Here is a 26,494-nt window from a genome sequence, read left to right as displayed (position 1 = left end):
GCCGGGCCCGGGACGCGTGGCAGCCCAGGTCCTCGTGAGGCTGGGCGCTCAGTAGCGCTGGTTCAGATAGCCCAGCAGTTCGTGGTGGAGCGTTCCGTTCGAGGCCGCCGCGTTGCCGCCGCCCGGTCCGGAGACCCCGTCCAGGCTGGTGAAACGGCCGCCCGCCTCCTCCACGATGATCGCGTTCGCCGCCATGTCCCAGAGCGAGAGCTCCGGCTCGGCGCAGATGTCGACCGATCCCTCGGCGACCATCATGTACGGCCAGAAATCCCCGTACCCGCGAGTGCGCCAGCAGGCCCGGGTCAGATCCATGAAGCCGTCGAGCCGGCCCTGCTCCTCCCAGCCGCTCAGGGAGGAGTACGCGAACGACGCGTCCGCGATCCGCTCCACGTTCGACACCCGCAGCCGGGACGCCGAGGTCAGACTGCGGCCGGTGAACGCCCCCGCGCCCTTCGCCGCCCACCAGCGCCGGTTCAGCGCGGGCGCGGACACCAGGCCGACGACCGGCTGGAATCCGTCCTCACCGGCCTCCATCAGCGAGATTAGCGTCGCCCAGACCGGCACACCGCGTACGTAGTTCTTGGTCCCGTCGATCGGGTCGATCACCCAGCGCCGGGGGCCGGTCCCCTCGACTCCGAACTCCTCGCCCAGGATCGCGTCGCGCGGGCGGGCCCGATGGAGGTGGCCGCGGATCAGCTCCTCCGTGGACTTGTCGGCCTCGGTCACCGGCGTCATGTCCGGCTTGGTCTCGACCTTGAGGTCCAGGGCCTTGAACCGGTCCATCGTCGTCGCGTCGGCGGCGTCGGCCAGCACGTGGGCAAGGCGCAGATCATCGTGGTAGTCGGGCATGACCGTCACAGTATCGACCGCAGGTGAACAGAGCCACAGGGGCCCGACGCTGCTTGGACCCTTGACAGTCCGGGGGAGCGCCTCAACGCTGAATCGCAGGCCCCGGCGTGGGAGGCAACGATGCCGACAGCGCGAGAAGCACTACTGGACGCCGCCCGCGCGGCCCTGACCACCCGGCCCTGGCCGGCCGTGCGGATGGTCGATGTGGCAGCCGCCGCCGGAGTCTCCCGGCAGACCCTCCACAACGAGTTCGGCGGCAAGGACGGGCTGGCCCGCGCCCTGGTCCGGCGGGCCGCCGACGCCTACCTGGCCGGGGTCGAACAGGCGCTGGGGACAGCGGGCGGTACCGGCGACAGACTGGCCGCCACCGCCGCCTGGACGGCCCGCGTCACCCGGACGGATGACCTGGTCCGGGGGCTGCTCACCGGCTGCTGGGAGGACCGGTTACCGGGCCCCGCCGCTTCCGCTCACCGGGCCCGGCCGCCCGGCTCGCCCGTACCGGCGCGGCGGACTGCCGATGCCGCGCCGCCGACGCCCGCCGAGCTGCTCGGCCAGGTCAGGGACCGCGCGGTGGCCGCGCTGGACGACGGCGGGCGCCCGCCGCGTGACCCGGCGGCGCTGGCGGCGACCTGCGAACTCGTTCTGCGGCTCGCCCTGTCGTACGCCCTGGTGCCCCCGTCCCCCGGGACGCCGGGGGACGGGGTGCCGCTGGTGCGGGACGTGGTGGAGCGGGCCGCGGGCGCGGCTGCCGGAACCGGTCGTGGCGCGCCGGGGGCGGAGGTTACTTGAGCCAGCCGACCTTGGCGTAGTCCGTGCTGCCGAGGCCGGACGCGCCGAAGTTGGCCAGGCCCTTGCGGACCGCGTTGATCTGCGGGCGCTGGTAGAGCTCGATGGAGTGGCCGAGCTTCCAGATCTCGACGTCGGCCTCGTTGTACAGCTTGACGGCCTCGGCGTGGTCGGTGGTTCCGGCGGCCTTCGTCAGCAGCTCGTCGATCTTCGGGGAGCCGACCGAACCGAAGTTCTGGAAGAGGTTCTTCCCCTTGGGCCTGATGAAGACGGGGGTCAGCATCGTCTGGTAGACGGCGTCGACGTTGCGGAAGCTGACGATGTCGAAGTTGCCGGTGTTGACGAACTTGTTGAAGTAGTCGTTCGCCGGGACCTGCTTGATGCTGACCTTGATGCCGACCGCGCCGAGCATCTGCTGCACCAGCTCGGCCTGGTCGGTCGCGGACGACGTGGACCCCGCGCTCAGCGTGTAGTCGAGTGCGAGCTGCTCGCCGCCCTTGGTGCGCGGCTTGCCCTCCCCCTGGCCCTTCCAGCCGGCCGCGTCCAGGAGCTTCTTCGCCTTCTCGGGGTCGTACTTGTCGAACTCGCTGGAGTTGTCCTGGTACCCCTCCTGGTTGGGCATGAAGAAGTGGTTGTTCAGCGGCTTCAGTTCGAAGGAGAGGTCCTTGCTGAAGCTCTCGTTGACGCCGTTCCGGTTGATCGCCGCCTGAACGGCGTGCCGCACCGCCACGTCCTTCAGCGGACCGCGGCCGCCGTTGAGGGTGATGTGCACCTCGTCCCAGCGAGCTCCTCGCCTGATGTCGGTGTCCGGGGCCTTGACCAGTCGCTTGTAGTCCTCGGGCAGCAGCGCGGGTGCCTGGTCGATCTCCTTGTTGAGATACGCCTCGGTCTCCGCCGCGGAGTCGATGACGCGGTAGACGACCGAATCCAGTTTCGGCTTGTCACCCCACCACTCGGGGTCCGGGACGAGGGTGATGGTCTGCGCGGTCTTGTCGTACCTGCCGACCTTGAAGGAGCTGGCGGTCACCAGGGCCTTCTGCGACCAGCCCTTGTTGAACTTCTCCGGGGTGTCGATGTACGGCGCCGGGTACAGCGGGTCGAACAGGCGCTGCCAGTCGGCGTACGGCGAGGAGAAGGTGATCTTCACGCCGTGAGCGCCGGAGCCCCGCTCGACCTTGGAGATCTGCTCGTAGCCCGAGGTGTCGACGGCTTCGAAGGCGTCGTCGGAGCCGTTCAGCGCCTTCCACTGGGCCTGGAAGTCCTGCCAGCTCAGCGGCTTGCCGTCGGACCACTTGGCCTTCGGGTTGAGCTGGTACTCCACCACCTGGGGGCTGGTCGAGGTGACCTTCGCCGAGACGAGGAAGTTCGGGTTGGCGTGGATCGCGCCCTTGGCGTCGGAGTCGAACAGGTCGGGGAGCACGGCCGTGATGATGTCCTGGGCGTCGCCCTGCTGGCCGTCTACCTGGTTGATGTTGTACTGCGTGATCCACTGGTCGATGCCGAACCGCAGCGACCCGCCCTGCTTCAGGTCGCTCGCCGGATGGACGTTGATGCTCTGTCCGTCGGCCTTGGGCGCCGCCTGCTTCCGGGGTGCCTTTCCGTCTCCGCCGGAGGAATCGCAGCCACTCACCGCCAGGGTGGCCGACACGGCTGCGGCGATGGCGATCAGGGTGGTTCTGCGCATCGGGTTTTATTCCTCCGGTTCGGTGTGCGGCCCGATCGGGGCCACAGGCTCCGCAGACGGTAGATCCATTCACGGGCCTGGCGGGAGGGCAGCCGGGGTGCTTTCATATTTTCTTTGCATGGCCGCAACAATCAACCGTCAAGCTGGTCCCGCACCCCGACAACCTGCATCGACGGAGCCCGCCGCGGTGGTGATCCCCTCGCGCGGCTCCTGAACGCCCCAGCAAAGGACCAATACCAGTGGCCGCGTTCCTGGCCAAGCGACTCGGCTACTACGTGGTCCTGTTGCTGGCCGCCGTCTGTCTCTCGTACCTGCTGGCCTCGCTGGCGCTCGATCCGCGGGCGTACTACGAGGGGCGGCAACCGCCCCTCTCGCCGGTCTCCGTCGACCACCACCTCACCGCGCTCGGGGTCAACGACCACCAGCCGCTGCTCACCCGCTTCACCACCTGGGCCGGGCAGGTGGCGCACGGGGACCTCGGGCAGACCATCGACGGCACCCCGGTGGGGGAGGAGTTCGGGCGCCGGATCGGGGTCAGCCTGCGGCTGCTGCTGCTCGGCACCGTGTTCGGGACCGTCGTCGGCGTGCTGGCGGGCGCCTGGACGGCCATCCGCCAGTACCGGCTCTCCGACCGGCTGACCACCGTGGTCTCGTTCGTCCTCCTGTCGACGCCCGTGTTCCTGCTGGCCGTCCTGCTGAAGATCGGGGCCATCTGGTTCAACCAGCGCACCGGCACCGACGTCATCAAGTTCACCGGCGAGAAGAGCCCCGGAGTGGACTCCGGATTCTGGACCGTGCTCAAGGACCGGTCGGTGCACCTGCTGCTGCCGACCGTCTCCATCGCGCTCGGCACCATCGCGAGCTACAGCCGCTACCAGCGCTCCACCATGCTCGACGTCCTCGGCTCCGACTATCTGCGCACCGCCCAGGCCAAGGGACTCACCCGCAACGCCGCCCTGTTCAAGCACGGCCTGCGCACCGCCCTCATCCCCATGTCGACGTACTTCAGCTACGGATTCCTGGCCCTGTTCACCGGTGCCACCTTCACCGAGACGATCTTCGGCTGGCACGGGATGGGCGAATGGTTCGTCTCGTCCGTCGGCAAGAACGACGTCAACTCCGTCGTCGCCGTCAATGTGTTCGCCGCCGTGATGGTCCTGCTGTCCGGCTTCCTCGCGGATGTTCTGCATGCCGCGCTCGACCCGCGCATCCGGAACGCCTGAACACCCTCCCGAGGAGTACGACTGTCATGACCGCTGTCATAGAGACCGCCGCGGACGCCGCCGCCGGGGGAGCCGAGCCGCCGCGCCCGGCCGGGCGGGCGGGCGTGGTGCTGCGCCGTTTCGTACACAACCGCGGGGCGCTCGCCGGAGGGGCCGTCCTGCTGCTGCTCTTCGTGCTCGCTTTCGCCGGACCGCTGATCAGCCACTGGGACTACACCCACATCGACTACACCGCGCTGCGCGAGGGACCGGACAGCCGGCACTGGTGGGGGACCAACCGGATCGGCCAGGACGTCTTCGCCCAGACGGTCCGCGGACTGCAGAAGTCGCTGCTGATCGGCCTGATGGTGGCGTTGTTCTCGACCGTGCTGGCCTCGCTGGCCGGTGCCTGCGCGGGCTACTTCGGCGGCTGGACGGACCGGCTGCTGATGTTCGGCATCGACCTGCTGCTGGTCTTCCCGGCCTTCCTGATCATCGCGATCATCTCGCCCAGGCTGCGGGGCGGCGGCTGGATCGCCTTCGTCGGGCTGCTCGCGGTCTTCGGCTGGATGATCACCGCACGGGTGGTGCGCTCGATGACGCTCTCCCTCAAGGAACGCGAATTCGTCCAGGCCGCCCGGTACATGGGCGTCGGTCCCTTCCGCGTCATCTGGCGGCACATCCTGCCGAACGTCGCCTCCTTCCTCATCATCGACGCGACCATCGCGGTGGGCGGAGCCGTGATGAGTGAGACGGCACTCTCCTACTTCGGCTTCGGGGTGCAGTCGCCCGACGTGTCGCTCGGCACGCTGATCGCCTCCACGACCGGCGGCGCGGTGACGTACCCGTGGATGTTCTTCTTCCCCGCCGGGCTGCTCATCGTCTTCGTCCTCGCCGTGAACCTGGCCGGCGACGGACTGCGCGACGCGCTCGACCCGACCAGCGGACACGGCCGCGGGGGTACCTCCACGGCGAAGAAGACCAGGGAAAAGAAGAACACAGAGGAGCAGGGCCGATGAGCACGACCGACGTACTGGAAGTGACGGACCTCGCCGTCGACTTCGACGGTGTGGCGGCCGTGCGCGGGGTCGGCTTCACCCTGCGCCGGGGCGAAGTGCTCGGCCTGGTCGGGGAGTCGGGGTCCGGGAAGTCGGCCACCGCCCTCGCCGTGATGGGGCTGCTGCCGGCCGGCGCGGGCGTACGCGGATCCGTCCGGCTCGCGGCCGGCGGCGACAGGAGCGGGACGACCGAGCTGGTCGGGGCCGACGACCGCGTGCTGTCCTCGGTACGCGGCAACCGCATCGGCATGGTCTTCCAGGACCCGCTCTCCGCCTTCACCCCGGTGTACCGGATCGGGGACCAGATCGCCGAGGCCATCCGCGCCCACCGCGCCGTCTCCCGCGAACGCGCCCGCGCCGAAGCCGTGGACCTGCTGGACCTCGTCGGCATACCCGAACCCCGGACCAGGGCGCAGGCCTTCCCCCACGAGTTCTCCGGCGGCATGCGGCAGCGCGCCATGATCGCCATGGCCATCGCCAACGACCCGGACGTCATCGTCGCCGACGAGCCGACGACCGCCCTCGACGTCACCGTCCAGGCCCAGGTCCTGGATGTCCTGCGCACCGCCCAGCAGGAGACCGGCGCCGCGCTGCTGCTGGTCAGCCACGACCTCGGGGTGATCGCCGGGGCGGCCGACCGGGTCGCGGTGATGTACGCCGGCCGGATCGTGGAGACCGCACCGGCGGCGGAGCTCTTCCGGCGCCCCCGGATGCCGTACACCCTCGGGCTGATCGGCGCGGTGCCGCGGATCGACGGCCCGTCCGACGTGCTGGTCCCCATCCCCGGCTCCCCGCCCGCGGCGGGCCGGCTGCCGCAGGGCTGCGCCTTCGCGCCGCGCTGCCCGCTGGCCGAGGACCGCTGCGGGGCCGCCGAACCGCCGCTGGCCAGGCCTGGCGCAACCGACGACGGAGACGGCGGCGGGCACCTCGCCGCCTGCGTACGCGCCGACGAGATCGGCGGGCGCGCGCTGTCCCCGGCCGAGGTCTTCCCCGTGCCGGCGATCCCGGCCCGCGGCCGGCCGCCCGGCGAACCGGTCCTGCGCGTCACCGGGCTCACCAAGACCTTCCCCGTCCTCAAGGGCACCGCGTTCAAGCGGCGCGTCGGCAGCATCCACGCCGTGGACGGCGTCGACCTCGACATCCGGGCCGGTGAGACGCTGGCCCTGGTCGGCGAATCCGGGTCCGGGAAGTCCACCACCCTGTTCGAACTGCTGAACCTGGTCCGCCCCGAAGGAGGCGAGATCGAGCTGTTCGGACGCTCGCTCGACGGACTCTCCAAGCGCGACCGCAAGGCACTGCGCAGCCGGGTCCAGATCGTGTTCCAGGACCCCATGGCCAGCCTCGACCCCCGGATGACGGTCGGGGACATCGTCGCCGAACCACTGCGCGCCCAGCGCGCCGACCGGGCCACCGTGGCACGGCGGATCCCGGAACTGCTCAGGCAGGTGGGCCTCGAACCGGAGCACGCGGGGCGGTTCCCGCACGAGTTCTCCGGCGGACAGCGCCAGCGCGTCGGGATCGCCCGCGCGCTCTCCGTCGAACCCGAACTGCTGGTGCTGGACGAGCCGGTGTCAGCGCTCGACGTGTCCGTGCAGGCCGGGGTGGTCAACCTGCTCCAGCGGCTCAAGGCCGAGCTGGGACTCGCCTATCTCTTCGTCTCGCACGATCTGTCGGTGGTGCGGCACATCGCGGACCGGGTGAGTGTGATCTACCTCGGCCGTACGGTCGAGTCGGGCACCGCGGCGGAGGTCTTCGAGCACCCGGCACACCCGTACACCCGCGCCCTGCTGTCGGCCGTGCCGCTGCCCGACCCGGAGCGTGAGCGCAGGCGGGCCAGGATCCTGCTGCCGGGCGACCCGCCGAGTCCGGCCCAGCGGCACGAGGGCTGCCGATTCCGCTCGCGCTGCCCGGTCTACGCGGAGCTGGACGGGCAGCAGCGGGGGCGCTGCGAGAGAGAGGTGCCGGTCACGGACCGGACGGGCCACACGGCCGCCTGCCACTTCCCCCGGGAGGCCGTGCCGGCCTGAGCCACGCGGTCAGTGCGAGGACCCCGAGAGCTGGAGACCGATCACGCCGAGGATCACCAGCGAGATCGAGATCAGCTTGAGCGTGGAGACCACGTCGTCGAGGAAGACCATGCCGTAGATGGCGGTGCCCGCCGCGCCGATGCCGGTCCACACCGCGTAGGCGGGCCCGACGTCGAGCTTCTTCAGCGACATGGTCAGCAGGCCGAAGCTGCCCAGCGCGAAGATGCAGAACGCGATGGTCGGCCAGAGCCGGGTGAAGCCGTGCGAGAGCTTCAGACAGACGGCGAAGCCCGTCTCCAGAAGTCCCGCGACCACGACCAGCAGCCACGCCATCGTCAGTGCCCCTCCCGCATCGGTGACCGCCTCATATCACTGGGCGTGATTCGTGATTATGCACTTACCGGTGGCGAGTGATCGCAAACGTGCCCGGATCAGTCGCCTTCGCGTCGCTCCCGGGTGGAGAGCAGCCGGCGCAGTGAGTCCAGCCGGGCCGGATCGGCGTGGCCCGCCGCCACCCAGGCGTCCAGCGCGCATTCCGGTTGCTGGCTGTCGTGGGTGCAGCCGCGCGGGCACTCCTCGGTGCCGGGCTGGAGGTCGGGGAAGGCGTTGATGACCCGGGACGGGTCGATGTGGTGCAGGCCGAAGGAGCGGACTCCGGGGGTGTCGATCACCCAGCCCCGGTAGTCCGGCAGCGGGAGCGCCAGCGCCGAGGTGGTGGTGTGGCGGCCGCGCCCGGTGACCGCGTTGACGATCCCGGTGGTACGCCGTCTGTCCTTCGGTACCAGGGCGTTGACCAGTGTGGTCTTTCCGACACCGGAGTGCCCGACGAAGGCCGTCACCCGGTCGTTCAGCTGCTCGCGGACCCGCTCCGCCGCGTCGCCGTTCTCCAGCTCCTCGCGGTTGGTGACGATGAACGGCACGCCCAGCGGGGTGTACGCCTCCAGCAGCTTGTCCGGGGAGGCCAGATCGGACTTGGTCAGCACCAGGAGGGGCGAGAGCCCGCCGTCGTACGCGGCGACCAGACAGCGGTCGATCATGCGCGGGCGGGGTTCCGGATCGGCCAGCGCGGTGACGATCGCGAGCTGGTCGGCGTTGGCGACCACCACCCGTTCGAACGGATCGTCGTCGTCGGCCGTCCGGCGCAGCACCGAGCGGCGTTCACCGATCCGGACGATCCGGGCGAGGGTGTCCTTGTCGCCGGACAGGTCACCGACGATGGAGACGGTGTCGCCCACCACGGCGGCCTTGCGGCCCAGCTCGCGGGCCTTCATCGCGATGACCGTGCGGCCCTCGACGAGACAGGTGAGGCGGCCCCGGTCGACGGTGAGGACCATGCCGTCCTCGGCGTCCTCGTGCTTGGGGCGGGTATGGGTACGGGGCCGGTTGCCCTTGCGGTTGGGGCGGACCCGGATGTCGTCCTCGTCGGGGTTCTTGCCGTAGCGGCGCATGTCTCAGGCCCCGAGCATTCCGGTCCACATCTGCGGGAAGTCGGGCAGGGTCTTGGCGGTCGTCGCCACGTTCTCGATCTCCACTCCGGGGACGGCAAGGCCGATGACGGCCCCGGCGGTGGCCATCCGGTGGTCGTCGTACGTATGGAAGGTACCGCCGTGCAGCGGCCTCGGCCGGATGTGGAGGCCGTCCGCGGTCTCGGTGACCTCACCGCCCAGCTCGTTGATCTCCTTGGTGAGCGCGGCGAGCCGGTCCGTCTCGTGCAGCCGCAGATGGGCCACGCCGCTCAGGGTGGAGGGGGAGTCGGCCAGGGCCGCGACCGCCGCGATGCCCGGGGTCAGCTCGCCGACCTCGCCGAGATCGACGTCGATGCCGTGGATCCGGCCGGAGCCGGTGAAGGTGAGCCCCTGCTCGGTCAGCTCGCAGCTGCCGCCCATCGCGGTGAAGATCTCGCGCAGCGCGTCACCGGGCTGCGTGGTGCGCTGCGGCCAGTCCGGCACGGTGACCCGGCCGCCGGTGACCAGCGCGGCGGCCAGGAACGGCTGGGCGTTGGAGAGGTCCGGCTCGATGGTCAGGTCGCGGCCGAGCAGGGCGGAGGGGGAGACCCGCCAGACGTTCGGTTCGCCGCCCGTCTCCGGCTCGTCGACCTGGGCGCCGACCGCCCGCAGCATGTCGACGGTCATCCGGATGTGCGGCATGGACGGGAGCCGGGCGCCGGTGTGGCGCACCTCCACGCCCTGGTTGAAGCGCGGCGCCGACAGCAGCAGCGCGGAGACGAACTGGGAGGACGAGGAGGCGTCGATCTCGACCGGGCCGCCGTCCAGCGCGCCGCCACCGTGCACCGTCATCGGCAGCGAACCGCGGCCGTCGTCGTCGATCCGGGCGCCCAGCACCCGCAGGGCGTCGATCACCCCGGTCAGCGGGCGCTCGTAGGAGCGCGGATCGCCGTCGAAGCGGACCTGGCCGTCCGCGAGGGCCGCCACCGGGGGCAGGAAGCGCATGACGGTGCCGGCGTTGCCGACATCGACGGTGACCGGGCCGTGCAGCCCCGCCGGAATGACCCGCCAGGCCTCGCCGGAGCCGTCCGGGCCGCCCGCGACCGAGGAGCTGGAGGACACCGTCTCCTCGATGCCGACGCCCATCGCGCGCAGCGCGTCCGCCATCAGCAGGGTGTCGCGGGAGCGCAGCGGCCGGCGCAGCCAGCCGGGCTCGGAGGAGAGCGCGGCCAGCACCAGCGCGCGATTGGTGACCGACTTCGATCCGGGCACGGTGACGGTCGCGTCTACGGCTCCGCTCGCGTGAGGGGCGGGCCAGAGGGCGGGGTGCACGGAACTTTCGGTCATGGGCTCACTTTAATGGCTCCCCGCAAACCCAGATCTTGATCAAATACGCGGAAACCGGGACGTAACGCGAGAGTGGTAAGGGGAACGGAGGCGCGGGCCCAGCGGCCGGTCACGGTTCACAGGCCCAGCAGCCAGCGGCCGCCGCCGATCAGCGAGCAGAGCGACACGGCGTGGAACAGGAACAGCCAGAGCGCGGCCGGTACGTCCGTCAGCCGGGACAGCTGGTCCGCGTCCGAGTCCGGCGCACCGCCGTGCCGCCGCTTGGACTGCAGCTCGAACGCCGGACGCACCCCACCCAGCAGCAGGAACCAGACCGCGCTGTACGCGAACAGCGACTGCCAGTCGGGTGAGGCCAGCCACGACATCAGCAGGAAGAGCGAACCGGTGAAGATCACCGTCAGCGCCCCGTACACATTGCGGATCATCACCAGCATCACCGCGAGCAGCGCCGTGGCCAGCCAGAGCAGCAGCGTGATCCGGCCGTCGGCCAGCAGCCAGGCGCCCCCGAGCCCCAGCAGCGGCGGCGCGGTGTAGCCCGCCGCCGCGGTGAGGACCATGCCGATGCCGGTCGGCTTGCCCCGGCTCACCGTCAGCCCGCTGGTGTCCGAGTGCAGCCGGATGCCCGACAGCTGACGCCCGCTGAGCAGCGCGACCAGCCCGTGACCGCCCTCGTGCGCGATGGTGATCGCGTTGCGGGTCAGCCGCCATATGACGTTCGGCACGACAGCGATGAGCGCGGCCGTGGCGGTCACCACGACCAGCCACTGCTCCGGGGCCGGCTGGGTGCCGAAGACGCGGTCCCAGAGATTGCCGAGATCGGTGCTGTCCATGGCGCGGGCGGCTCCTTGCGGTATTGACGTCCGGTCGGGATGACGGTCGTGGCAGTCTGGCACTTATGTGCGGACGGTATGCAGCGAGTCGGCGGCCCGAGGATCTGACCGGGCTCTTCCATGTGGAGAAGTGGGAACCGGCCGAGACCCTGGAGCCCGACTACAACGTGGCGCCGACCAAGGAGGTCTACGCCGTACTGGAGCGTCCGGTGAAAGACGCGGATGACCAGCGTCCGGTTCGCCAGCTGCGCGCGCTGAAATGGGGGCTCGTCCCCTCCTGGGCCAAATCGCCGGAGGGCGGCGCCCGGATGATCAACGCCCGCGCAGAGACCGTGCACGAGAAGCCGTCCTTCCGCCGCCCCTTCGTCTCGCGCCGCTGCATCCTGCCGGCCGACGGCTATTACGAGTGGGTGACCGGCAGCGAGGAGCGGCAGCTGGAGGAGAAGGGCCGCAAGAAGCGGCCGCGCAAGCAGCCGTACTTCGTGACGCCCGCCGACGGGTCGGTCTTCGCGATGGCCGGCCTCTACGAGTTCTGGCGCGACCGCACCCTGCCGGACGACCATCCGCGGGCCTGGTGGGTAACCTGTTCGGTGATCACCACCGAGGCGGAGACGAGCCCGCTCGCCGTCGCCCCGGCCGAGGGCCCCGCCGCGCTCGCCGACATCCACCCCCGGATGCCGCTGATGCTCACCCCGGACCGCTGGGACGACTGGCTGGACCCCTCCCGCACCGACGTGGAGGAGCTGCGGGGGCTGCTCACGCCCCCGCCCGGCGGCCTGATGCGGGCCTACCCCGTGGCCACCGCCGTCAGCAACGTCCGCAACAACGGCCCCGAGCTGAAGGACGAGCTGGCCGCGCCCGAGGTCGGCACGCTGTTCTGATCCGCGCTGCGGGCCGCGCCGTTCTGAGCCCCGGTGCTCCGGGCCGCGCTGCTCTGCCGGACGTTGCTCCGAGCCACGCGCCGGACCCCGGCCGGCCCGCCACGGCTTGGTTGGATGGGGGTGTGAACGCCACCGAGAAGGACCCCCGCACAGAGACGGTCGAGACCGAGGCCGGGACCGCCCGGATCAGCTGGCTGCCCGCGAGTGAGCCCCGTCTCCTGCTCGCCCTCGGCCACGGGGCCGGCGGCGGCATCGAGGCCCGGGACCTGCGGGCGCTGGCCGCCGTACTGCCCGCCCACGGAGTGAGCGTCGCTCTGGTGGAGCAGCCCTGGCGGGTCGCCGGGAAGAAGCTCGCCCCCGCCCCGAAGACCCTGGACACCGGCTGGCGGGGTCTGTGGCCGGTCCTGGCGGCCACCGGGCTCCCGGTCGTCGCCGGCGGGCGCAGCGCCGGTGCCCGGGTGGCCTGCCGCACCGCGTCCGGGCTCGGCGCCCGCGCGGTCCTCGCGCTCAGCTTCCCGCTGCACCCCCCGGGTCGCCCGGAGAAGTCCCGGGCGGACGAGTTGCTGGCCTCCGGCGTGCCCACGCTCGTCGTCCAGGGCGGCAACGACCCGTTCGGCAGGCCCGCCGAATTCCCTCCGGGTGAGTACCGGATCACCGAGGTGCCGCACGGTGACCACGGCTTCGCCGTACCGAAGCGCTCCGGGGTGACCGAGGATCAGGCGATGCGGACCCTCACCTCCGCGGTGACCGGATGGCTGGCCGAAACCGTGTGACGCGGCAGCCGGGAATGTTGGGCGAGGGGCCGCTGTTGTGCGGGATGTCGGTACACCAACGTCGTATGTGGAGAGGGAGTCCGTCGCATGGGTTCGACCATCTGCCCGCGTCGCTCGAACGCCGCTGACCTGGAGTGGACGGTGCTGCACGCGGCCAGGACCACTCCCGAGCGGGCACTGAGCGGATCGGATCGACAGCCCGCGCCGGACCAAGGTCGACTATTCTCCGATTCGAGCGGGTCCGGTTTCGGCTCCGCCACAGCGTTGGAGGAGGTGGGTCCGGTCACTGGGACCGACACAGGGACCGACGACGGCCGCCCGCAGGAGACGACCGCCGAGCGCAACGCGCGCTTCGAGCGCGATGCCCTCGGTTTCCTCGACCAGATGTACTCGGCCGCGCTGCGCATGACGCGCAACCCCGCGGATGCCGAGGACCTGGTCCAGGAGACGTACGCCAAGGCGTACGGCTCCTTCCACCAGTTCCGTGAGGGCACCAACCTCAAGGCGTGGATGTACCGCATCCTCACCAACACGTTCATCAACTCGTACCGCAAGAAGCAGCGCGAACCCCAGCGCAGTGCCGCCGAGGAGATCGAGGACTGGCAGCTGGCCCGTGCCGAGTCGCACATGTCGACGGGTCTGCGCTCCGCCGAGTCCCAGGCCCTCGACCACCTGCCCGACTCCGATGTGAAGTCCGCGCTGCAGGCGATCCCCGAGGAGTTCCGCATCGCGGTCTATCTTGCCGATGTCGAGGGCTTTGCCTACAAGGAGATCGCGGACATCATGGGGACACCCATCGGTACGGTGATGTCCCGACTGCACCGGGGCCGCCGTCAACTGCGCGGCATGCTGGAGGACTACGCCCGTGACCGCGGGCTCGTGCCGGCGGGCGCCGGTGAGTCGGACGATCGGAAAGGCTCGGGCTCATGAGCTGCGGAGAGCCGCACGAGACGGATTGCTCAGAGGTCCTGGACCACCTCTACGAGTTCCTCGACCGGGAGATGCCCGACAGCGACTGCACCAAGTTCGAGACGCACTTCGGTGAGTGCTCTCCCTGCCTGGAGAAGTACGGTCTCGAACAGGCCGTGAAGAAGCTGGTGAAGCGCTGCTGCGGTCAGGACGACGTACCGACCGACCTGCGCTCCAAGGTGATGGGGCGGATCGATCTGATCCGCTCCGGCCAGGCGGTGCCCGAGCAGGACGTGACGGTCTCCGACAGCGAGCTTCCGGCCGCCGCCAAGGACTGACGCATCACCCGAACGTGCTAATCGCGGCCGTCGCCCCCGAGCCGCCGCACCCGACTCGTTAGCCTGGCGCCTCCATTGGCGATGCCAGGGAGTGTCCGCGAACCGGCGGGAACGCGCGGACGCGACCTGGGGGCGGGCGGATCGGGTGAGAGCCACAGGCGGCGTGGCACGGGCGTACATCCTGGCGGTCGCGCTCTGCGCCGCACTCTGCGTACTGCCCGCGCTGCGCCCCGGCGCGGGCACCCCGTGGACCACCCTCGCCCTGCTCGCCGGGCTCTACCTGCTGTGCGAGCTCCCCGGGCGCTGGCCCTTCTTCGGCAGCTCCATGCCGATCAGCTCCGGATCGTTCTTCCCGCTGCTCCTCGCGGCCGCCTTCCTGCTGCCTCCGGGAGCCGCGGCGCTGGTCGCGATACCCGGCTCGTTCGCCGGCCGGGTGGAGAGCCCCCCGGCCGCCGCCCGCCGCGTCTGGCGGGCGGCCCAGCTCGCCCTCACCGTCTGGGCGGCCGCCCAGGTCCACGCCCTGCTCGGCGGGCCCGCCGCGCTCGGCGGCTCCGGAGCCGGGCGACTGCCGGAGCTCCCGTACGCGCTGCTGCCCGCCTGCGCCGCCGCCCTCGCCTTCAGCCTGGTGCTGAGCGCGCTGGACGGCTCGATCCTGGCCGCCGCCGAACAGCTGCCCGTCCGGCGTGCCTGGGCCGGGCTGCTGCCCCGCGCGCTCGGCCCGCACCTCGTGCACGGCCTCGCCGGGCTCATGATGGCGGTCCTGTGGAACAGCTCGTACGGGCCGCTGGCCGCGCTCTTCGTCCTGCTGCCGATGTACATCTCCTGCTGGGTGTTCGCCCAGTACCACCGCGAGCACGCCGCGCACCGCGCCACGATCAGGGCCCTGGTGCAGGCCGTCGACATCAAGGACACCTACACCCGGGGCCACAGCGAGCGCGTGGGGCGCGCCTCCGTGCTGATCGCCGATGAGCTGGGCATGGCGAAGGACCGTGTCGAAGTGCTCCGGTTCGCCGGCATCCTGCACGACGTCGGCAAGCTCGGCGTACCGACCCGGGTACTGCGCAAGGACGGCCCGCTGACACCCGAGGAGCGCCGGGTGATCGAGCTGCACCCGGAGTACGGGCACGAGATCGTGCGCGGCATCGGCTTCCTCGGTGAGGCACGGGCCGCGATCCTGCACCACCACGAACGGCTCGACGGCAGCGGATACCCGTACGGGCTCGCCGGCCGCGAGATCCCCGAGTTCGCCCGCGTGGTCGCGGTGGCCGACGCCTTCGACGCGATGACCTCGACCCGGTCCTACCGGCCGGGGCGTCCGGTGCCGGCCGCCGTGGAGGAGCTCAAGCGGTGTGCCGGCACCCAGTTCGATCCGCAGATGGTGCGGGCGCTGGCCCGCGGCCTGGAACGGCACGGGTGGGTGTCGTCCGCCGTGACGGAGACGGGGGCGGAGCTGCCGGGGGCGCGTGGCGGGGGGCGGGGCGCGGGCCCCGGTACCGGGGCCGCCCGGGGGCCGGTCCGTCCTCCGTCGCCGGACGGGCTCGACATCGGCGCGTCCGAGCGGTGAACGCCACCCCGGCCGTGCGCGCCGCCGCCCTCGCGCTCACCGCCGCCGCGCTCGCCCACACCCTCTGGCACGGGGTCCACGACCCCGGCCACGCCCTCGCCTTCGGCGTGCTCATCGCCGTCGGTGAGCTGGCCCGCTGGGGCGCCCTCCCCGGTGAGCGGGAGCCCGCACCGCTCGGCGCCGCCGGAGCCCTCGCGTACGCCCTGCTCGGGCGCAGCGGCGGGGAGCCCACCGGGCAGGGCGTCTTCCAGGTGATCACCGTGCTCGTCGCGGCCCAGCTCCTCGCCTCCGTGCCCCATGTCGCCCGCGGCCGCGGACCCGGCCCCGACCAGTTGGCGCGCCGCGTCCTGACCGTGGCCTTCGCGGCCGTGTGCTTCCAGCCGCTCTACAACTCCGGCCGTTCCGAGAGCTGGTTCGGCGACGGTCCGTACTACGCGGCCTTCCTGCTCCTGCTGCTCGGCCTCACCGCGCTGTGCGACGCCGTCCTGGGCGCCCTGCTGCTGCGGGCCGGCACCCCCGTCCCGTACGGCCCGCTGCTCCGCGAGGAGCTGCGGGCCCTGCTGGGCATCGGCTCCGCGGTCTGCGCGACCGGCGCGGTCATGGCGCTCGGGGTCGCCGCGGCCGGGCTGTGGGCGCTGCCCGTCCTGTGCGTACCGCTGCTGCTCACCCAGCTGTCGTTCCGCCGCTTCGCCGCCGTGCGCACCACCTACCGGCAGACCATCGCCTCGCTCGCCCGCTCCACCGAGATCGCCGGGTACACCCCGCACGGCCATGCCCGCAGGGTCGCGGAGCTCTGCACGGCCGTCGGCCTTGAGCTGGGGCTCTCCGGGCCCGAGCTCACGGTCCTGGAGTACGCGGCCCTGATGCACGACATCGGCCAGCTCTCGCTCGTGGACCCGGTCCCGGAGGGCGCCACCGCCACGCTGCCCGCCGCCGAACAGCGCCGGATCGCGCTGCTCGGCGGGGCCGTGGTCCGCCAGACCGGGGTCGACGCGAAGGTGGCCGTCGTGGTCGAGAGGCAGGCGGACCCCTTCCGCGAGCAGCCGCTGTCCGCCAGGATCGTCAGGGCGGTCAACGCGTACGACGACCTGTGCGGGGAATGCGCCGGTGGGCCGCTCGGCGCGCTGGAACGGCTCAGGCTCGGGACCGCTCACGACTATCAGCCCCAGGTCGTGGAATCGCTCGCCCGGGTTCTGGCCAGGGACGGTCTGACCCCCGTCCCACCTGGGTAACCCATGGGTAATGAGCGGGCGTCCGGTCGGGCATGGTTGGATGCGAAGAGAGCGGAAAACGAGGGTGTCCAGTCGGGACAGGCGGGAATCGTGAGGATCTTCGGGAAGGTACGGCATCGGCCCTCCGCCTCTTGGCGGCAGGCCACGGACCGCGCGTTCACGCTGATCGGCGACGGCCGGTACGAGGACGCGGGCGCGCTGCTGACGCGTGCGGCGGACCTGGAGCCCTGGCTCTCCGAGTCATGGTTCAACCTGGCGCTGCTGCACAAGTTCCGGCATGACTGGGAACAGGCGCGGGCCGCCGGGCTGCGGGCCGTCGCGCTGCTGGACAAGGAGTCCGGCGCTCCCGACTGGTGGAACGTCGGGATCGCCGCCACCGCGCTGCAGGACTGGCCGCTGGCGCGCCGGGCCTGGCAGGCGTACGGGCTGCGGGTGCCCGGGGGCGGGCAGCAGACCCCCGCCTCCAACAGCGAGCCGGTCGGGATGGACCTGGGCAGCGCGGCCGTGCGGCTGTCGCCGGAGGGCGAGGCCGAGGTCGTGTGGGGCCGCAGGCTGGATCCGGCGCGGATGGAAGTGCTGTCGATCCCGTTGCCGTCCTCCGGGCGCCGCTGGGGCGAGGTCGTGCTGCACGACGGGGTGCCGAACGGCGAGCGGATCACCGCGGCGGGACCCTCGTACCCCGTGTTCGACGAGATAGAGCTGTGGGCGCCGTCCCCGGTGCCGACCTGGGTGGTGCTCCTCGAAGCCGCCACGGAGGCGGACCGGGACGCCCTGGAGCAGCTGGCGTCCGACGCCGGTTTCGCGGCGGAGGACTGGTCCTCGTCCGTCCGGCTGCTCTGCCGGGCCTGCTCGGAGAGCCGGATGGAGAGCGACGAGGGCGACGGCGAGCACCTCGACCCGCACGACCACAGCGAACCGGGACACCCCGGCCCGCTGGGCCACCGCACCGCCGGTGAGCTGTGGGTACCGGAGCGTGAGTGCGGCCTGGCCGCACCCGCCGGGCTGGTGCGCGGGCTGCTGGACGGCTGGGTGGCGGACAGCCCGGACAGCCGGGAGTGGCGGGATCTGGAAGAGGTCTGCTGACCCGTACCCGTAGGCTGTACGCGCACCGATTCCGGTGCTCGGGTGCCCGGGTCCTCGCGAGCCGCGGATCCCGGGTCTCAGGTTGTGAGGAAGGCGTACGGCGGACATGGCGCAGCAGCAGACGGACGGGCAGATCAGCGTCGACGGCGTCGACGACGAGGGGTTTCTCGTCGACACCGAGGACTGCGAGGCGCGTGAGGCGGCCTACCGCGAGCGCGGCACCTCGCGCCCGATCACGGTGGTGGGCAATCCGGTCCTGCACAAGGAGTGCAAGGCCGTCACGGAGTTCGACGACAAGCTGGCCACACTGATCGACGACATGTTCGCCAGCCAGCGGACGGCGGAGGGCGTGGGCCTGGCCGCCAACCAGATCGGCGTCGACCTCAAGGTCTTCGTCTACGACTGCCCGGACGACGACGGGGTGCGGCACACCGGCGTCATCTGCAACCCGGTGCTGGACGAGCTGGCGCCCGAGGAGCGCGTCCTGGACGACGCCAACGAGGGCTGCCTCTCGGTCCCGACGGCGTACGCCTCGCTGGCGCGCCCGGACTACGCGGTGGTGCGCGGGCAGGACGCGAAGGGCAACCCGGTCAAGGTGCGGGGCAACGGCTACTTCGCCCGCTGCCTCCAGCACGAGACGGACCACCTGTACGGGTACCTGTACATCGACCGGCTCTCCAAGCGCGACCGCAAGGACGCGCTGCGGCAGATGGAGGAGAACACCCCGCGCTACGAGACCGTGCCGAACAGCTGAACCGGCTGAGCGCGCGGTTGTGCGGGGCCCTGTCCTGGTTCGCCGGGGTCGGGCCCCGCTGCTTCTCCCTACCGTCAACCTGCCTTTCCCCGGGCGTAGTTGACGCGCGTCGACGCGTCCGACAGTCTCTCTGTCCACACCTTCGTCGTGGTAGGGAGCCCCCCATGTTCAGACGTTCCGCGAGACTCCTGCTCGGTCTTGTCATGACCATGGCTTTCGCGTTGGGCGGGGCCGTGGCCACGGCCGGCACGGCCCAGGCCGACGGCTGCTACACCTGGACCCGCACCCTCTCCCCGGGCGCCACCGGCAACGATGTCGTCCAGCTCCAGATCCGGGTGGCCGGATACCCCGGGTACAACTCCGTACTCGCCGTGGACGGCTCCTACGGGCCGGCCACCACCGCCGCCGTCAAGCGCTTCCAGGCCGCCTACGGGCTGGCCGCCGACGGCATCGCCGGCCCCGCCACCCAGGCCAAGCTCTACGCCCTCCAGGACAACGACTGCACGCCCGTCCACTTCACCTACGCCGAGCACAACACCTGCAACAGCACCTGGGCCGGCGGTGCCGTCGCGGCGGGCACGGCGAAGGCCAACGCGCTGAGCACCATGTGGAAGCTGGAGGCGCTGCGTCACGCGCTCGGTGACCACCCCATCAGGATCAACAGCGGCTTCCGCTCCACGTCCTGCAACAGCGCGGTCGGCGGCGCGGCCGGCAGCCGCCATCTGTACGGCGACGCGGCCGACCTGGGCGGACTCCCCCTGTGCACCATCGCCCAGCAGGCCCGCAACCACGGCTTCAACGGGATCCTCGGCCCGGGTTACCCGGACCACGGCGACCACATCCATGTGAACCAGGGGCCGAGCCACTTCTGGTCGGCGCCGAACTGCGGCATCTGACTCCGGCCCGGTCCGGAGAGCACGCCCCCGGACGCACGTGTGGGGCCCGCCGGGAAGGCGGGCCCCACAGTCGCGCGTCAGGCGGATTCCGCTGTCAGGCGCGTCCCGCCCGTCGTCTGTACCGCGGCGCCGTCTCCGGCCCGCTCCGTGAGCCGGAGCTGCGAGACGGCGTTGCGCAGGACCAGCGCACCCGCCCCGGCGTCCAGCTGCCAGCGCTGGGTGCGCGCGCCCTGGGAGCAGGTCCCGAGCGACAGCTCGGCACCCACCTCCAGCGGCGCACCCAGGTACTTCTTCCCGCGTACCGCGTCCAGACACGTGCCGGTCCGCTCCGAGCGGACCGTGTAGTACCCGTCGGCGGTCGCGGTCAGCGTCCAGCCGTCCGTCGTGCCCCGGGTCAGGGACACCCCGGAGTCCGCGCCGGGCGCGAGCGCCTTCGCGCCCGCCGCCAGCCGGTAGGTGCCGTCGGCCAGTGGGGTGCGGTCGGTGTTCGCCCAGCCGGGCGCGTGACCGATCCGCCGGGCCAGCGCCTCGAAACCGGCGTACGTGTCACTCGGCTTCGGGCCGCCCCAGGTGGCCTGGGCGATGAAGCGCAGCGGCATGAAGACCTTCGCCTCCACCTCGTTCTCGGTCTCGGCGGCCGCGCTGTCCGGCCAGAGGCTGATCTTCGCGCCGGTCAGGTTCGCCGCCTTGGCGGGCAGCGTCTCGCCCTCGAAGCTCAGCGGCGTCCAGTCGCTCTCGTACAGCTTCTGGGTCTGCATCGTGTAGCCGCCGCGCACCAGGTAGAGCGAGTACGCGGAGTTCATCACCGGACGGCCCTCGGCCAGCAGCTCCGACGGCTGCTGGATGGCGCCGCCGCCGAGCCAGTGCTCGACGGCGATGTCGCGGTCCAGCGGCACGGCGCCGTTATGGCCGAGCAGCCCGTCGTTCCAGATCCGCAGCGACCGGCCGCCGGCCTTCACATGCGCGTTGACCTGGTTGATGAAGTCGACGAAGAGGTCGTCGGGGGTGGCAGAAGCACCCCACTTCGCGGTCGCAGCCGTCTGGAGCTGCGGATAGTCCGGGTACGAGGACCCGATCATGTACTCGTCGCCGCCCATGTGCCAGGTGCGGGTGTCCCACACCTTCAGGGCCTCGTCGAGCAGGGAGGTGTAGTACGTCAGCGCCTCTGGCCGCGAGATGTCCAGCCGGGGCGGCGAGGCGACGCCGTCCTTGTCCTTGAGCTGGAGCTCGGGGTGGTTCTCCAGATAGGTGTCCATGTGGCCGGGGGAGTTGATCTCCGGCACCAGCTCGATGTGGTACTTCTTCGCCATCGCGGCCAGCGAACGGATCTGCGGCTTGGTGTAGTAGCCCCAGAACGCGGACTCCGGGTCGGTGTCGCTCCTGACCTTCGCCTCGATCCAGAGCTGGTTGAGCTTCTGCGAGGCCATGTCCTTCATCAGCCGCTCGAACCACGGCAGGGACACGTTGATGTAGCAGGCGCAGACCCCGGCCCCGCGCTCCCGGTACGCGGGAACGTCGGTCGCCGAGCCCCGGGCCGCGCGGCCGTCGTCGTTCAGCAGCTGGAGCACGGTGCGCGAACCGTAGAACACCCCCGTGGAGGTCGCCGCGGTGACCGTGACCCGGTCCCCGACATCGAGCCGGTAGCCCTCCGCGCCCAGCGCCCCCTTCAGGGAGGCGTCCTGGCGCAGCACCACGTCGCCGGACCTGGCCCGGCCCCGGGACACCGGGGCGCCGCCCTTCAGCTCGCCCGCGAACCTCTTCGCGTCGTCGGCGGTGCGCTGCTCCCGCACTCCGTCCAGCACGATCCTGGCCCGGTCCGTGAGGGTGAACTCCCCCTCGGCCGGCTGCCACTGCCGCAGCGAGGGCAGCACCTCCGGCGGCGGAGCGGGGGCCGGTCCGTCCACGGCGGCGGCGCTCTGCCAGGGCAGCAGAGTGGCGGCGAGCGCGGCCACCACGGCCCCGATGGTCCTCTGTCTTGCCGTCCGGATGTCCATCGTCAGAGCCTGGCCCGCCCGCCGGGGCCCGGTCCATGGACGGGTGAGGGAAAGAGTTGGACGAATGATCGGATGTCGACGCGGCCGGTATCAGGCGACTTCGGTCAGCTCCGAGGGCCCCCTGAAGGTCCTGCGGTACGCGTTCGGCGTGGTGCCCAGGGAGCGTACGAACTGGTGGCGCAGGGCCGCGGCGTTCCCGAAGCCCGCCAGTCCCGCGATCGTGTCCATCGTTTCGTCCGATGTCTCCAGGAGGTGCTGTGCCAGCAGCACCCGCTGCCGCAGCAGCCAGCGGTAGGGGGTGGTGCCCGTCTCCTGCTGGAAGCGCCGGGCGAAGGTGCGCGGTGACATGTGCGCCTGGGCGGCGAGCTGCTCGACGGTCATCTCCGCGTTCAGATGCCGCTCCATCCACACGAGGGTGTCACCGACCGTGTCGCAGCGGCCCCGGGGCAGCGGCCGCTGGATGTACTGCGCCTGCCCGCCGTCGCGGTGCGGCGGCACCACCATGCGGCGGGCGATGGTGTTGGCGGCGGCGGGCCCGTACGCCTGGCGGACCAGGTGCAGACAGGCGTCGATGCCCGCGGCCGTGCCCGCGGAGGTGATCACGGAGCCCTCGTCCACGTACAGCACATCGGGCTCGACGACGGCCCGCGGGAAGCGGCGGGCCAGCGCGTCGGAGTGGCGCCAGTGCGTGGTGCAGCGACGGCCGTCCAGCAGTCCGGCCGCGCCCAGCACGAACGCCCCCGAGCAGACGCTCAGTACCCGGGCGCCGCGGTCCACGGCCCGGCGCAGTGCCTCCAAGGCCTCCTCCGGGTACTCCCGGTCCGCGGCCTGGCCGCTGGCCGGCACGGCGATGAGGTCGGCCTCCTCCAGGCGGTCGAGGCCGTGCGGGGTGCTGATGCTGAACCCCGCGTGGGTACTGAGCACCGGGCCCTCGGCGGAGACCACGGCGAAATCCTGCACCGGAAGGCCCTCGTCGCTGCGGTCGAGCCCGAACACCTCGCAGAGCACGCCGAGTTCGAAGGGGTGGACCTCACCGAGCAGCAGGACCGCGACATTTTTCAGCATGACCCAAGTGTGGCAGTAATTCGATGCTCCATGACAGTCCTGCCACTGCCGGATTCTGCTCGCACGGACGAGAGTAGGGGCATGAACACATTCCAGAACGTCCTGGGCATATCGGCTGTTACCGTCCTCGTCCTCCTCCCGGCGCTGATCGGGATCGTCCGCGAGCTCCGCATCGACCGCGAGCTCCGGGACGCGGAACGGGGCCGGAGAACCGCACCACCGGGAACGGCGGACGCCGCGCAGCCGGTGAAGGCCGCACGGCGTCCGTACGTGAGGAGCTGGGCGAGGATCTAGAACTCGTCGTCGAAGCCGACCGTGCCCTCGACCGCCACCTGGTAGGCCGAGGGGCGGCGCTCGAAGAAGTTCGTGAGCTCCTGGACGCCCTGGAGCTCCATGAACGAGAACGGGTTCTGCGATCCGTACACCGCGGGGAAGCCCAGGCGGGCCAGCCGCTGGTCGGCGACGCACTCCAGGTACTCGCGCATGGACTCGGTGTTCATGCCCGGCAGCCCCTCGCCGCACAGGTCGCGGCCGAACTGCAGCTCCGCCTCGACGGCCTCCTTCAGCATGTCGGTGACCTGCTGCTGGAGGGCGTCGTCGAAGAGCTCGGGCTCCTCCTTGCGGACGGTGTCCACGACCTCGAACGCGAAGCTCATGTGCATGGTCTCGTCACGGAAGACCCAGTTGGTCCCGGTGGCGAGGCCGTGCAGCAGTCCGCGCGAGCGGAACCAGTACACGTAGGCGAACGCGCCGTAGAAGAACAGCCCCTCGATGCACGCCGCGAAGCAGATCAGGTTCAGCAGGAAGCGGCGGCGGTCGGCCTTCGTCTCCAGCCGGTCGATCTTCTCGACCGAGTCCATCCACTTGAAGCAGAACTGCGCCTTCTCACGGATCGAGGGAATCTCCTCGACCGCGTCGAAGGCCGCCGCCCGGTCGTCCGGATCGGGCAGGTAGGTGTCGAGCAGCGTCAGATAGAACTGGACGTGCACGGCCTCCTCGAAGAGCTGCCGCGACAGGTACAGCCGCGCCTCGGGGGAGTTGATGTGCTTGTACAGCGTCAGCACGAGGTTGTTGGAGACGATCGAGTCACCGGTCGCGAAGAACGCGACGAGCCGCCCGATCATGTGCTGCTCGCCCGGCGACAGCTTGGCGAGGTCGGAGACGTCGGAGTGCAGGTCGACCTCCTCCACCGTCCAGGTGTTCTTGATCGCGTCCCGGTAGCGCTCGTAGAAGTCCGGGTAGCGCATGGGCCGCAGGGTCAGCTCGAAGCCCGGGTCCAGCAGGTTCTTGTCTTCGTTGGTGCTCATTACTGGCAGGCCTCGCAGGACTCGGGGTTTTCGAGGGAGCAGGCGATCGCGTCCGCGTCGGGCGCGGCCGCCTGCTGTACGGGAATGGGGGCGGCGGCCGCGGCCTGTCCGGACGCCGCGCGGGCGATCCGCGTCGCCGGGCGCGAGCGCAGGTAGTACGTCGTCTTCAGCCCCTGCTTCCAGGCGTACGCGTACATCGAGGAGAGCTTGCCGATCGTCGGCGTCTCCAGGAACAGGTTCAGCGACTGGCTCTGGTCCAGGAACGGCGTACGGGCCGCCGCCATGTCGATCAGTCCGCGCTGCGGGATCTCCCACGCGGTGCGGTACAGCGCCCGCACGTCCTCGGGGATCCACGCGAAGCCCTGCACGGAGCCGCTGGCCTCGCGCAGCGCCTCCCTCGTCCGCGCGTCCCACACGCCGAGCTTCTTCAGCTCGTCCACCAGGTAGGCGTTGACCTGGAGGAACTCACCGCTGAGCGTCTCGCGCTTGAAGAGGTTGGAGACCTGCGGCTCGATGCACTCGTACACACCCGCGATCGAGGCGATCGTCGCGGTCGGCGCGATGGCCAGGAGCAGCGAGTTGCGCATGCCGGTCTTCGCGACCCGGGCACGCAGCGCGTCCCAGCGCTCCGGCCAGTTCAGCTCGGTGTCGTAGTGGTCCGGGTGCAGCACGCCGCGGGCGGCACGCGTCTCCGACCAGGCGGGGAGCGGGCCCGAGCGCTCCGCGAGGTCGCAGGAGGCCTCGTAGGCGGCGAGCATGATCCGCTCGGAGATCTTCGTGGAGAGGGCGCGCGCCCCGGGGGAGTCGAAGGGCAGCCGCAGCTGGAAGAAGACGTCCTGGAGGCCCATCGCGCCCAGGCCCACCGGCCGCCAGCGGGCGTTGGAGCGCCCGGCCTGCTCGGTCGGGTAGAAGTTGATGTCCACGACCCGGTCCAGGAAGGTCACGGCGGTGCGCACGGTGGCGTCCAGGCGCTCCCAGTCGATCGTGCCGCCCTCGACGAACGCGCCGAGGTTGACCGAACCGAGGTTGCAGACGGCCGTCTCGCCGTCGTCGGTGACTTCCAGGATCTCGGTGCACAGGTTCGAGGAGTGCACGACGCGGCCCGGCTCGGCGGTCTGGTTCGCGGTCCGGTTGGAGGCGTCCTTGAACGTCATCCAGCCCTGGCCGGTCTGCGCGAGGGTCCGCATCATCCGGCCGTACAGCTCACGGGCCGGCATCGTCTTGCGGGCCAGGCCCTTGGCCTCGGCGGCCCGGTACGCGGCGTCGAACGCCTCGCCCCACAGGTCGACCAGTTCCGGCACGTCGGCCGGGGAGAACAGCGACCAGGTTCCGTCCGCGTCCACCCGGCGCATGAACTCGTCCGGGATCCAGTGCGCCAGGTTCAGGTTGTGCGTGCGCCGCTGGTCCTCGCCGGTGTTGTCGCGCAGCTCCAGGAACTCCTCGATGTCCGCGTGCCAGGTCTCCAGGTAGACGGCGGCCGCGCCCTTGCGCCGGCCGCCCTGGTTGACCGCCGCGACGGAGGCGTCGAGCGTCTTCAGGAACGGCACGATGCCGTTGGAGTGCCCGTTGGTGCCCCGGATCAGCGAACCGCGGGCCCGGATGCGGGAGTACGAGAGGCCGATGCCGCCCGCGTGCTTGGAGAGGCGCGCCACCTGGTGGTAGCGGTCGTAGATCGAGTCCAGCTCGTCCAGCGGCGAGTCCAGCAGGTAGCAGGAGGACATCTGCGGGTGCCGGGTGCCCGAGTTGAAGAGCGTCGGGGAGGAGGGCAGGTAGTCCAGCCGGCTCATCAGCCGGTACAGGGCCGCGACCTCGTCCAGCGCGCGCTCGGAGTCGTCCTCCGCGAGCCCGGCGGCCACCCGCAGCATGAAGTGCTGCGGGGTCTCGACGACCTGGCGGGTGATCGGGTGGCGCAGCAGGTAGCGGCTGTGCAGGGTGCGCAGCCCGAAGTAGCCGAAGCGGTCGTCGGCGCCGTCGGCGAGCGCCTGGCCCACCAGGGCGTCGAGGGCGGCCGCGTGCAGCGTCACGAACGCGGCGGTGCGGTCCGCGATCAGGCCCTCGCGGTGTCCGACGGCGACCGAGGCGGAGAAGGACGTCGCGCCCTGCCCGGCCGCCTCGTCCGCGATGGAGCGAGTGAGCAGTCGGGCGGCGAGCCGGGAGTAGGCGGGGTCCTCGGAGATCAGGCCCGCGGCGGCCTCGGTGGCCAGCGAGCGCAGCTCGGCCTCGTCCGACCGGGCGTTGCGGCCGCGCAGCGCGGCGCCGGCGACGCGTCCGGGGTCGGTGTCGGGCAGATCGGCGGTGAGCTCGGTGAGGGTCCGCAGCAGTGCGGTGCCCGGTCCGTCGCTCGTGGTTCCCGTTGATGCGGCCGCTGAGACCGGATCGGCTGGCGCGATGGTCACGTGGTGCTCTCCCTCGCTCGGCTCTGGGCCGACGGGGGAGCGGAGGCAGCCGGGCGGAGCGGGGCCCGGTCCGG

24 protein-coding genes are annotated in these 26,494 nt (G+C 71.3%); 14 read left to right on the top strand and 10 right to left on the bottom strand.

Annotated elements, in window-relative coordinates:
• Window positions 1–48: 48 nt before the first annotated feature.
• Window positions 49–849 (bottom strand): histidinol-phosphatase, encoded by an 801-nt coding sequence (gene hisN / locus ACIP89_RS13770; protein ID WP_371776238.1) that lies wholly within the window; start codon window positions 847–849, stop codon window positions 49–51.
• A gap of 120 nt (window positions 850–969) precedes the next feature.
• On the opposite strand from hisN, the gene ACIP89_RS13765 reads away from it, so the two are divergent.
• A complete protein-coding gene (locus ACIP89_RS13765; RefSeq protein ID WP_401920693.1) occupies window positions 970–1,638 on the top strand; it encodes a TetR/AcrR family transcriptional regulator in 669 nt (222 codons plus the stop codon).
• Here the strand turns inward: ACIP89_RS13765 and ACIP89_RS13760 are convergent.
• Window positions 1,631–3,319: an ABC transporter family substrate-binding protein gene (locus tag ACIP89_RS13760; protein WP_402114984.1), complete on the bottom strand. Its 1,689-nt coding sequence runs from the start codon at window positions 3,317–3,319 to the stop codon at window positions 1,631–1,633. The two genes, ACIP89_RS13765 and ACIP89_RS13760, sit on opposite strands and share 8 nt — an antisense overlap.
• A 239-nt stretch (window positions 3,320–3,558) precedes the next feature.
• Between ACIP89_RS13760 and ACIP89_RS13755 the strand changes: the two genes are divergently transcribed.
• From ACIP89_RS13755 to ACIP89_RS13745, 3 genes are read left to right on the top strand one after another with little or no spacing between them, the layout of a single operon-like run.
• Window positions 3,559–4,542, top strand: a complete 984-nt coding sequence (locus ACIP89_RS13755) for an ABC transporter permease (RefSeq protein ID WP_401927682.1) — start codon at window positions 3,559–3,561, stop codon at window positions 4,540–4,542.
• 26 nt (window positions 4,543–4,568) lie between these two features.
• Window positions 4,569–5,540, top strand: coding sequence for an ABC transporter permease (locus ACIP89_RS13750; RefSeq protein WP_401927684.1), 972 nt, complete (start codon window positions 4,569–4,571; stop codon window positions 5,538–5,540).
• Window positions 5,537–7,606, top strand: a complete 2,070-nt coding sequence (locus ACIP89_RS13745) for a dipeptide ABC transporter ATP-binding protein (protein WP_402114980.1) — start codon at window positions 5,537–5,539, stop codon at window positions 7,604–7,606. Before ACIP89_RS13750 ends, ACIP89_RS13745 begins: the two co-directional genes overlap by 4 nt.
• Window positions 7,607–7,615: 9 nt before the next feature.
• Here ACIP89_RS13745 and ACIP89_RS13740 read toward each other — a convergent pair whose 3' ends face one another.
• From ACIP89_RS13740 to ACIP89_RS13725, 4 genes are all read right to left on the bottom strand, one after another.
• Window positions 7,616–7,939 (bottom strand): multidrug efflux SMR transporter, encoded by a 324-nt coding sequence (locus ACIP89_RS13740; RefSeq protein ID WP_219567587.1) that lies wholly within the window; start codon window positions 7,937–7,939, stop codon window positions 7,616–7,618.
• A 98-nt stretch (window positions 7,940–8,037) separates the two neighbouring features.
• Entirely contained in the window at window positions 8,038–9,054 is a 1,017-nt protein-coding gene (gene rsgA / locus ACIP89_RS13735; RefSeq protein ID WP_401927688.1) for a ribosome small subunit-dependent GTPase A, read from the bottom strand.
• Between the two features lie 3 nt (window positions 9,055–9,057).
• On the bottom strand, window positions 9,058–10,398 hold the full coding sequence (aroA, locus tag ACIP89_RS13730) for a 3-phosphoshikimate 1-carboxyvinyltransferase (RefSeq protein WP_401920684.1): 1,341 nt from the start codon (window positions 10,396–10,398) through the stop codon (window positions 9,058–9,060).
• 116 nt (window positions 10,399–10,514) lie between these two features.
• Window positions 10,515–11,228, bottom strand: coding sequence for a M50 family metallopeptidase (locus ACIP89_RS13725; protein ID WP_401927691.1), 714 nt, complete (start codon window positions 11,226–11,228; stop codon window positions 10,515–10,517).
• 65 nt (window positions 11,229–11,293) lie between these two features.
• Between ACIP89_RS13725 and ACIP89_RS13720 the strand changes: the two genes are divergently transcribed.
• The 9 genes from ACIP89_RS13720 (at window position 11,294) to ACIP89_RS13680 (ending at window position 19,658) form a co-directional block, all read left to right on the top strand.
• Window positions 11,294–12,109 carry an SOS response-associated peptidase gene (locus tag ACIP89_RS13720; protein ID WP_401920681.1) on the top strand — a complete coding sequence of 272 codons (816 nt, stop codon included), beginning with the start codon at window positions 11,294–11,296 and terminating at the stop codon, window positions 12,107–12,109.
• Window positions 12,110–12,231: 122 nt separating this feature from the next.
• On the top strand, window positions 12,232–12,882 hold the full coding sequence (locus tag ACIP89_RS13715) for an alpha/beta family hydrolase (RefSeq protein ID WP_401920679.1): 651 nt from the start codon (window positions 12,232–12,234) through the stop codon (window positions 12,880–12,882).
• A 273-nt stretch (window positions 12,883–13,155) separates the two neighbouring features.
• The gene (locus ACIP89_RS13710; protein ID WP_018105559.1) at window positions 13,156–13,812 is read left to right on the top strand and encodes a sigma-70 family RNA polymerase sigma factor; all 657 of its coding nucleotides are present in this window, start codon (window positions 13,156–13,158) and stop codon (window positions 13,810–13,812) included.
• A complete protein-coding gene (gene rsrA / locus ACIP89_RS13705; protein WP_073737027.1) occupies window positions 13,809–14,129 on the top strand; it encodes a mycothiol system anti-sigma-R factor in 321 nt (106 codons plus the stop codon). The genes ACIP89_RS13710 and rsrA overlap by 4 nt, the downstream gene beginning before the upstream one ends.
• 145 nt (window positions 14,130–14,274) lie before the next feature.
• Window positions 14,275–15,693 carry an HD-GYP domain-containing protein gene (locus tag ACIP89_RS13700; RefSeq protein ID WP_402114976.1) on the top strand — a complete coding sequence of 473 codons (1,419 nt, stop codon included), beginning with the start codon at window positions 14,275–14,277 and terminating at the stop codon, window positions 15,691–15,693.
• Window positions 15,690–16,925: an HD-GYP domain-containing protein gene (locus ACIP89_RS13695; protein ID WP_401927702.1), complete on the top strand. Its 1,236-nt coding sequence runs from the start codon at window positions 15,690–15,692 to the stop codon at window positions 16,923–16,925. Before ACIP89_RS13700 ends, ACIP89_RS13695 begins: the two co-directional genes overlap by 4 nt.
• 90 nt (window positions 16,926–17,015) lie before the next feature.
• On the top strand, window positions 17,016–18,008 hold the full coding sequence (locus ACIP89_RS13690; RefSeq protein WP_328695642.1) for a hypothetical protein: 993 nt from the start codon (window positions 17,016–17,018) through the stop codon (window positions 18,006–18,008).
• 106 nt (window positions 18,009–18,114) lie between these two features.
• Entirely contained in the window at window positions 18,115–18,762 is a 648-nt protein-coding gene (def, locus tag ACIP89_RS13685; protein WP_402114973.1) for a peptide deformylase, read from the top strand.
• A 164-nt stretch (window positions 18,763–18,926) separates the two neighbouring features.
• Window positions 18,927–19,658 carry a D-Ala-D-Ala carboxypeptidase family metallohydrolase gene (locus ACIP89_RS13680; RefSeq protein WP_401920672.1) on the top strand — a complete coding sequence of 244 codons (732 nt, stop codon included), beginning with the start codon at window positions 18,927–18,929 and terminating at the stop codon, window positions 19,656–19,658.
• A 77-nt stretch (window positions 19,659–19,735) separates the two neighbouring features.
• On the opposite strand, the gene ACIP89_RS13675 is transcribed toward ACIP89_RS13680, so the two are convergent.
• Window positions 19,736–21,652, bottom strand: coding sequence for a family 20 glycosylhydrolase (locus ACIP89_RS13675; RefSeq protein WP_402114970.1), 1,917 nt, complete (start codon window positions 21,650–21,652; stop codon window positions 19,736–19,738).
• Between the two features lie 90 nt (window positions 21,653–21,742).
• Complete coding sequence (locus ACIP89_RS13670; protein WP_402114967.1) at window positions 21,743–22,717, bottom strand: helix-turn-helix domain-containing protein; 975 nt, start codon at window positions 22,715–22,717, stop codon at window positions 21,743–21,745.
• Between the two features lie 81 nt (window positions 22,718–22,798).
• On the opposite strand from ACIP89_RS13670, the gene ACIP89_RS13665 reads away from it, so the two are divergent.
• Window positions 22,799–23,011: a hypothetical protein gene (locus ACIP89_RS13665; protein WP_402114965.1), complete on the top strand. Its 213-nt coding sequence runs from the start codon at window positions 22,799–22,801 to the stop codon at window positions 23,009–23,011.
• Here the strand turns inward: ACIP89_RS13665 and ACIP89_RS13660 are convergent.
• Together ACIP89_RS13660 and ACIP89_RS13655 are read right to left on the bottom strand one after the other, a co-directional pair.
• Entirely contained in the window at window positions 23,008–24,024 is a 1,017-nt protein-coding gene (locus ACIP89_RS13660) for a ribonucleotide-diphosphate reductase subunit beta (RefSeq protein ID WP_401920666.1), read from the bottom strand. The genes ACIP89_RS13665 and ACIP89_RS13660 overlap by 4 nt on opposite strands.
• Window positions 24,024–26,420, bottom strand: coding sequence for a ribonucleoside-diphosphate reductase subunit alpha (locus ACIP89_RS13655; protein WP_401920665.1), 2,397 nt, complete (start codon window positions 26,418–26,420; stop codon window positions 24,024–24,026). The genes ACIP89_RS13660 and ACIP89_RS13655 overlap by 1 nt, the downstream gene beginning before the upstream one ends.
• Window positions 26,421–26,494 lie beyond the last annotated feature (74 nt).

Source organism: Streptomyces sp. NPDC088730, assembly GCF_044751215.1.
Taxonomy (GTDB): Bacteria; Actinomycetota; Actinomycetes; order Streptomycetales; family Streptomycetaceae; genus Streptomyces.
The sequence above is the reverse complement of the archived record's forward strand: the minus strand, read 5'-3'. Positions and strand labels throughout refer to the sequence as shown.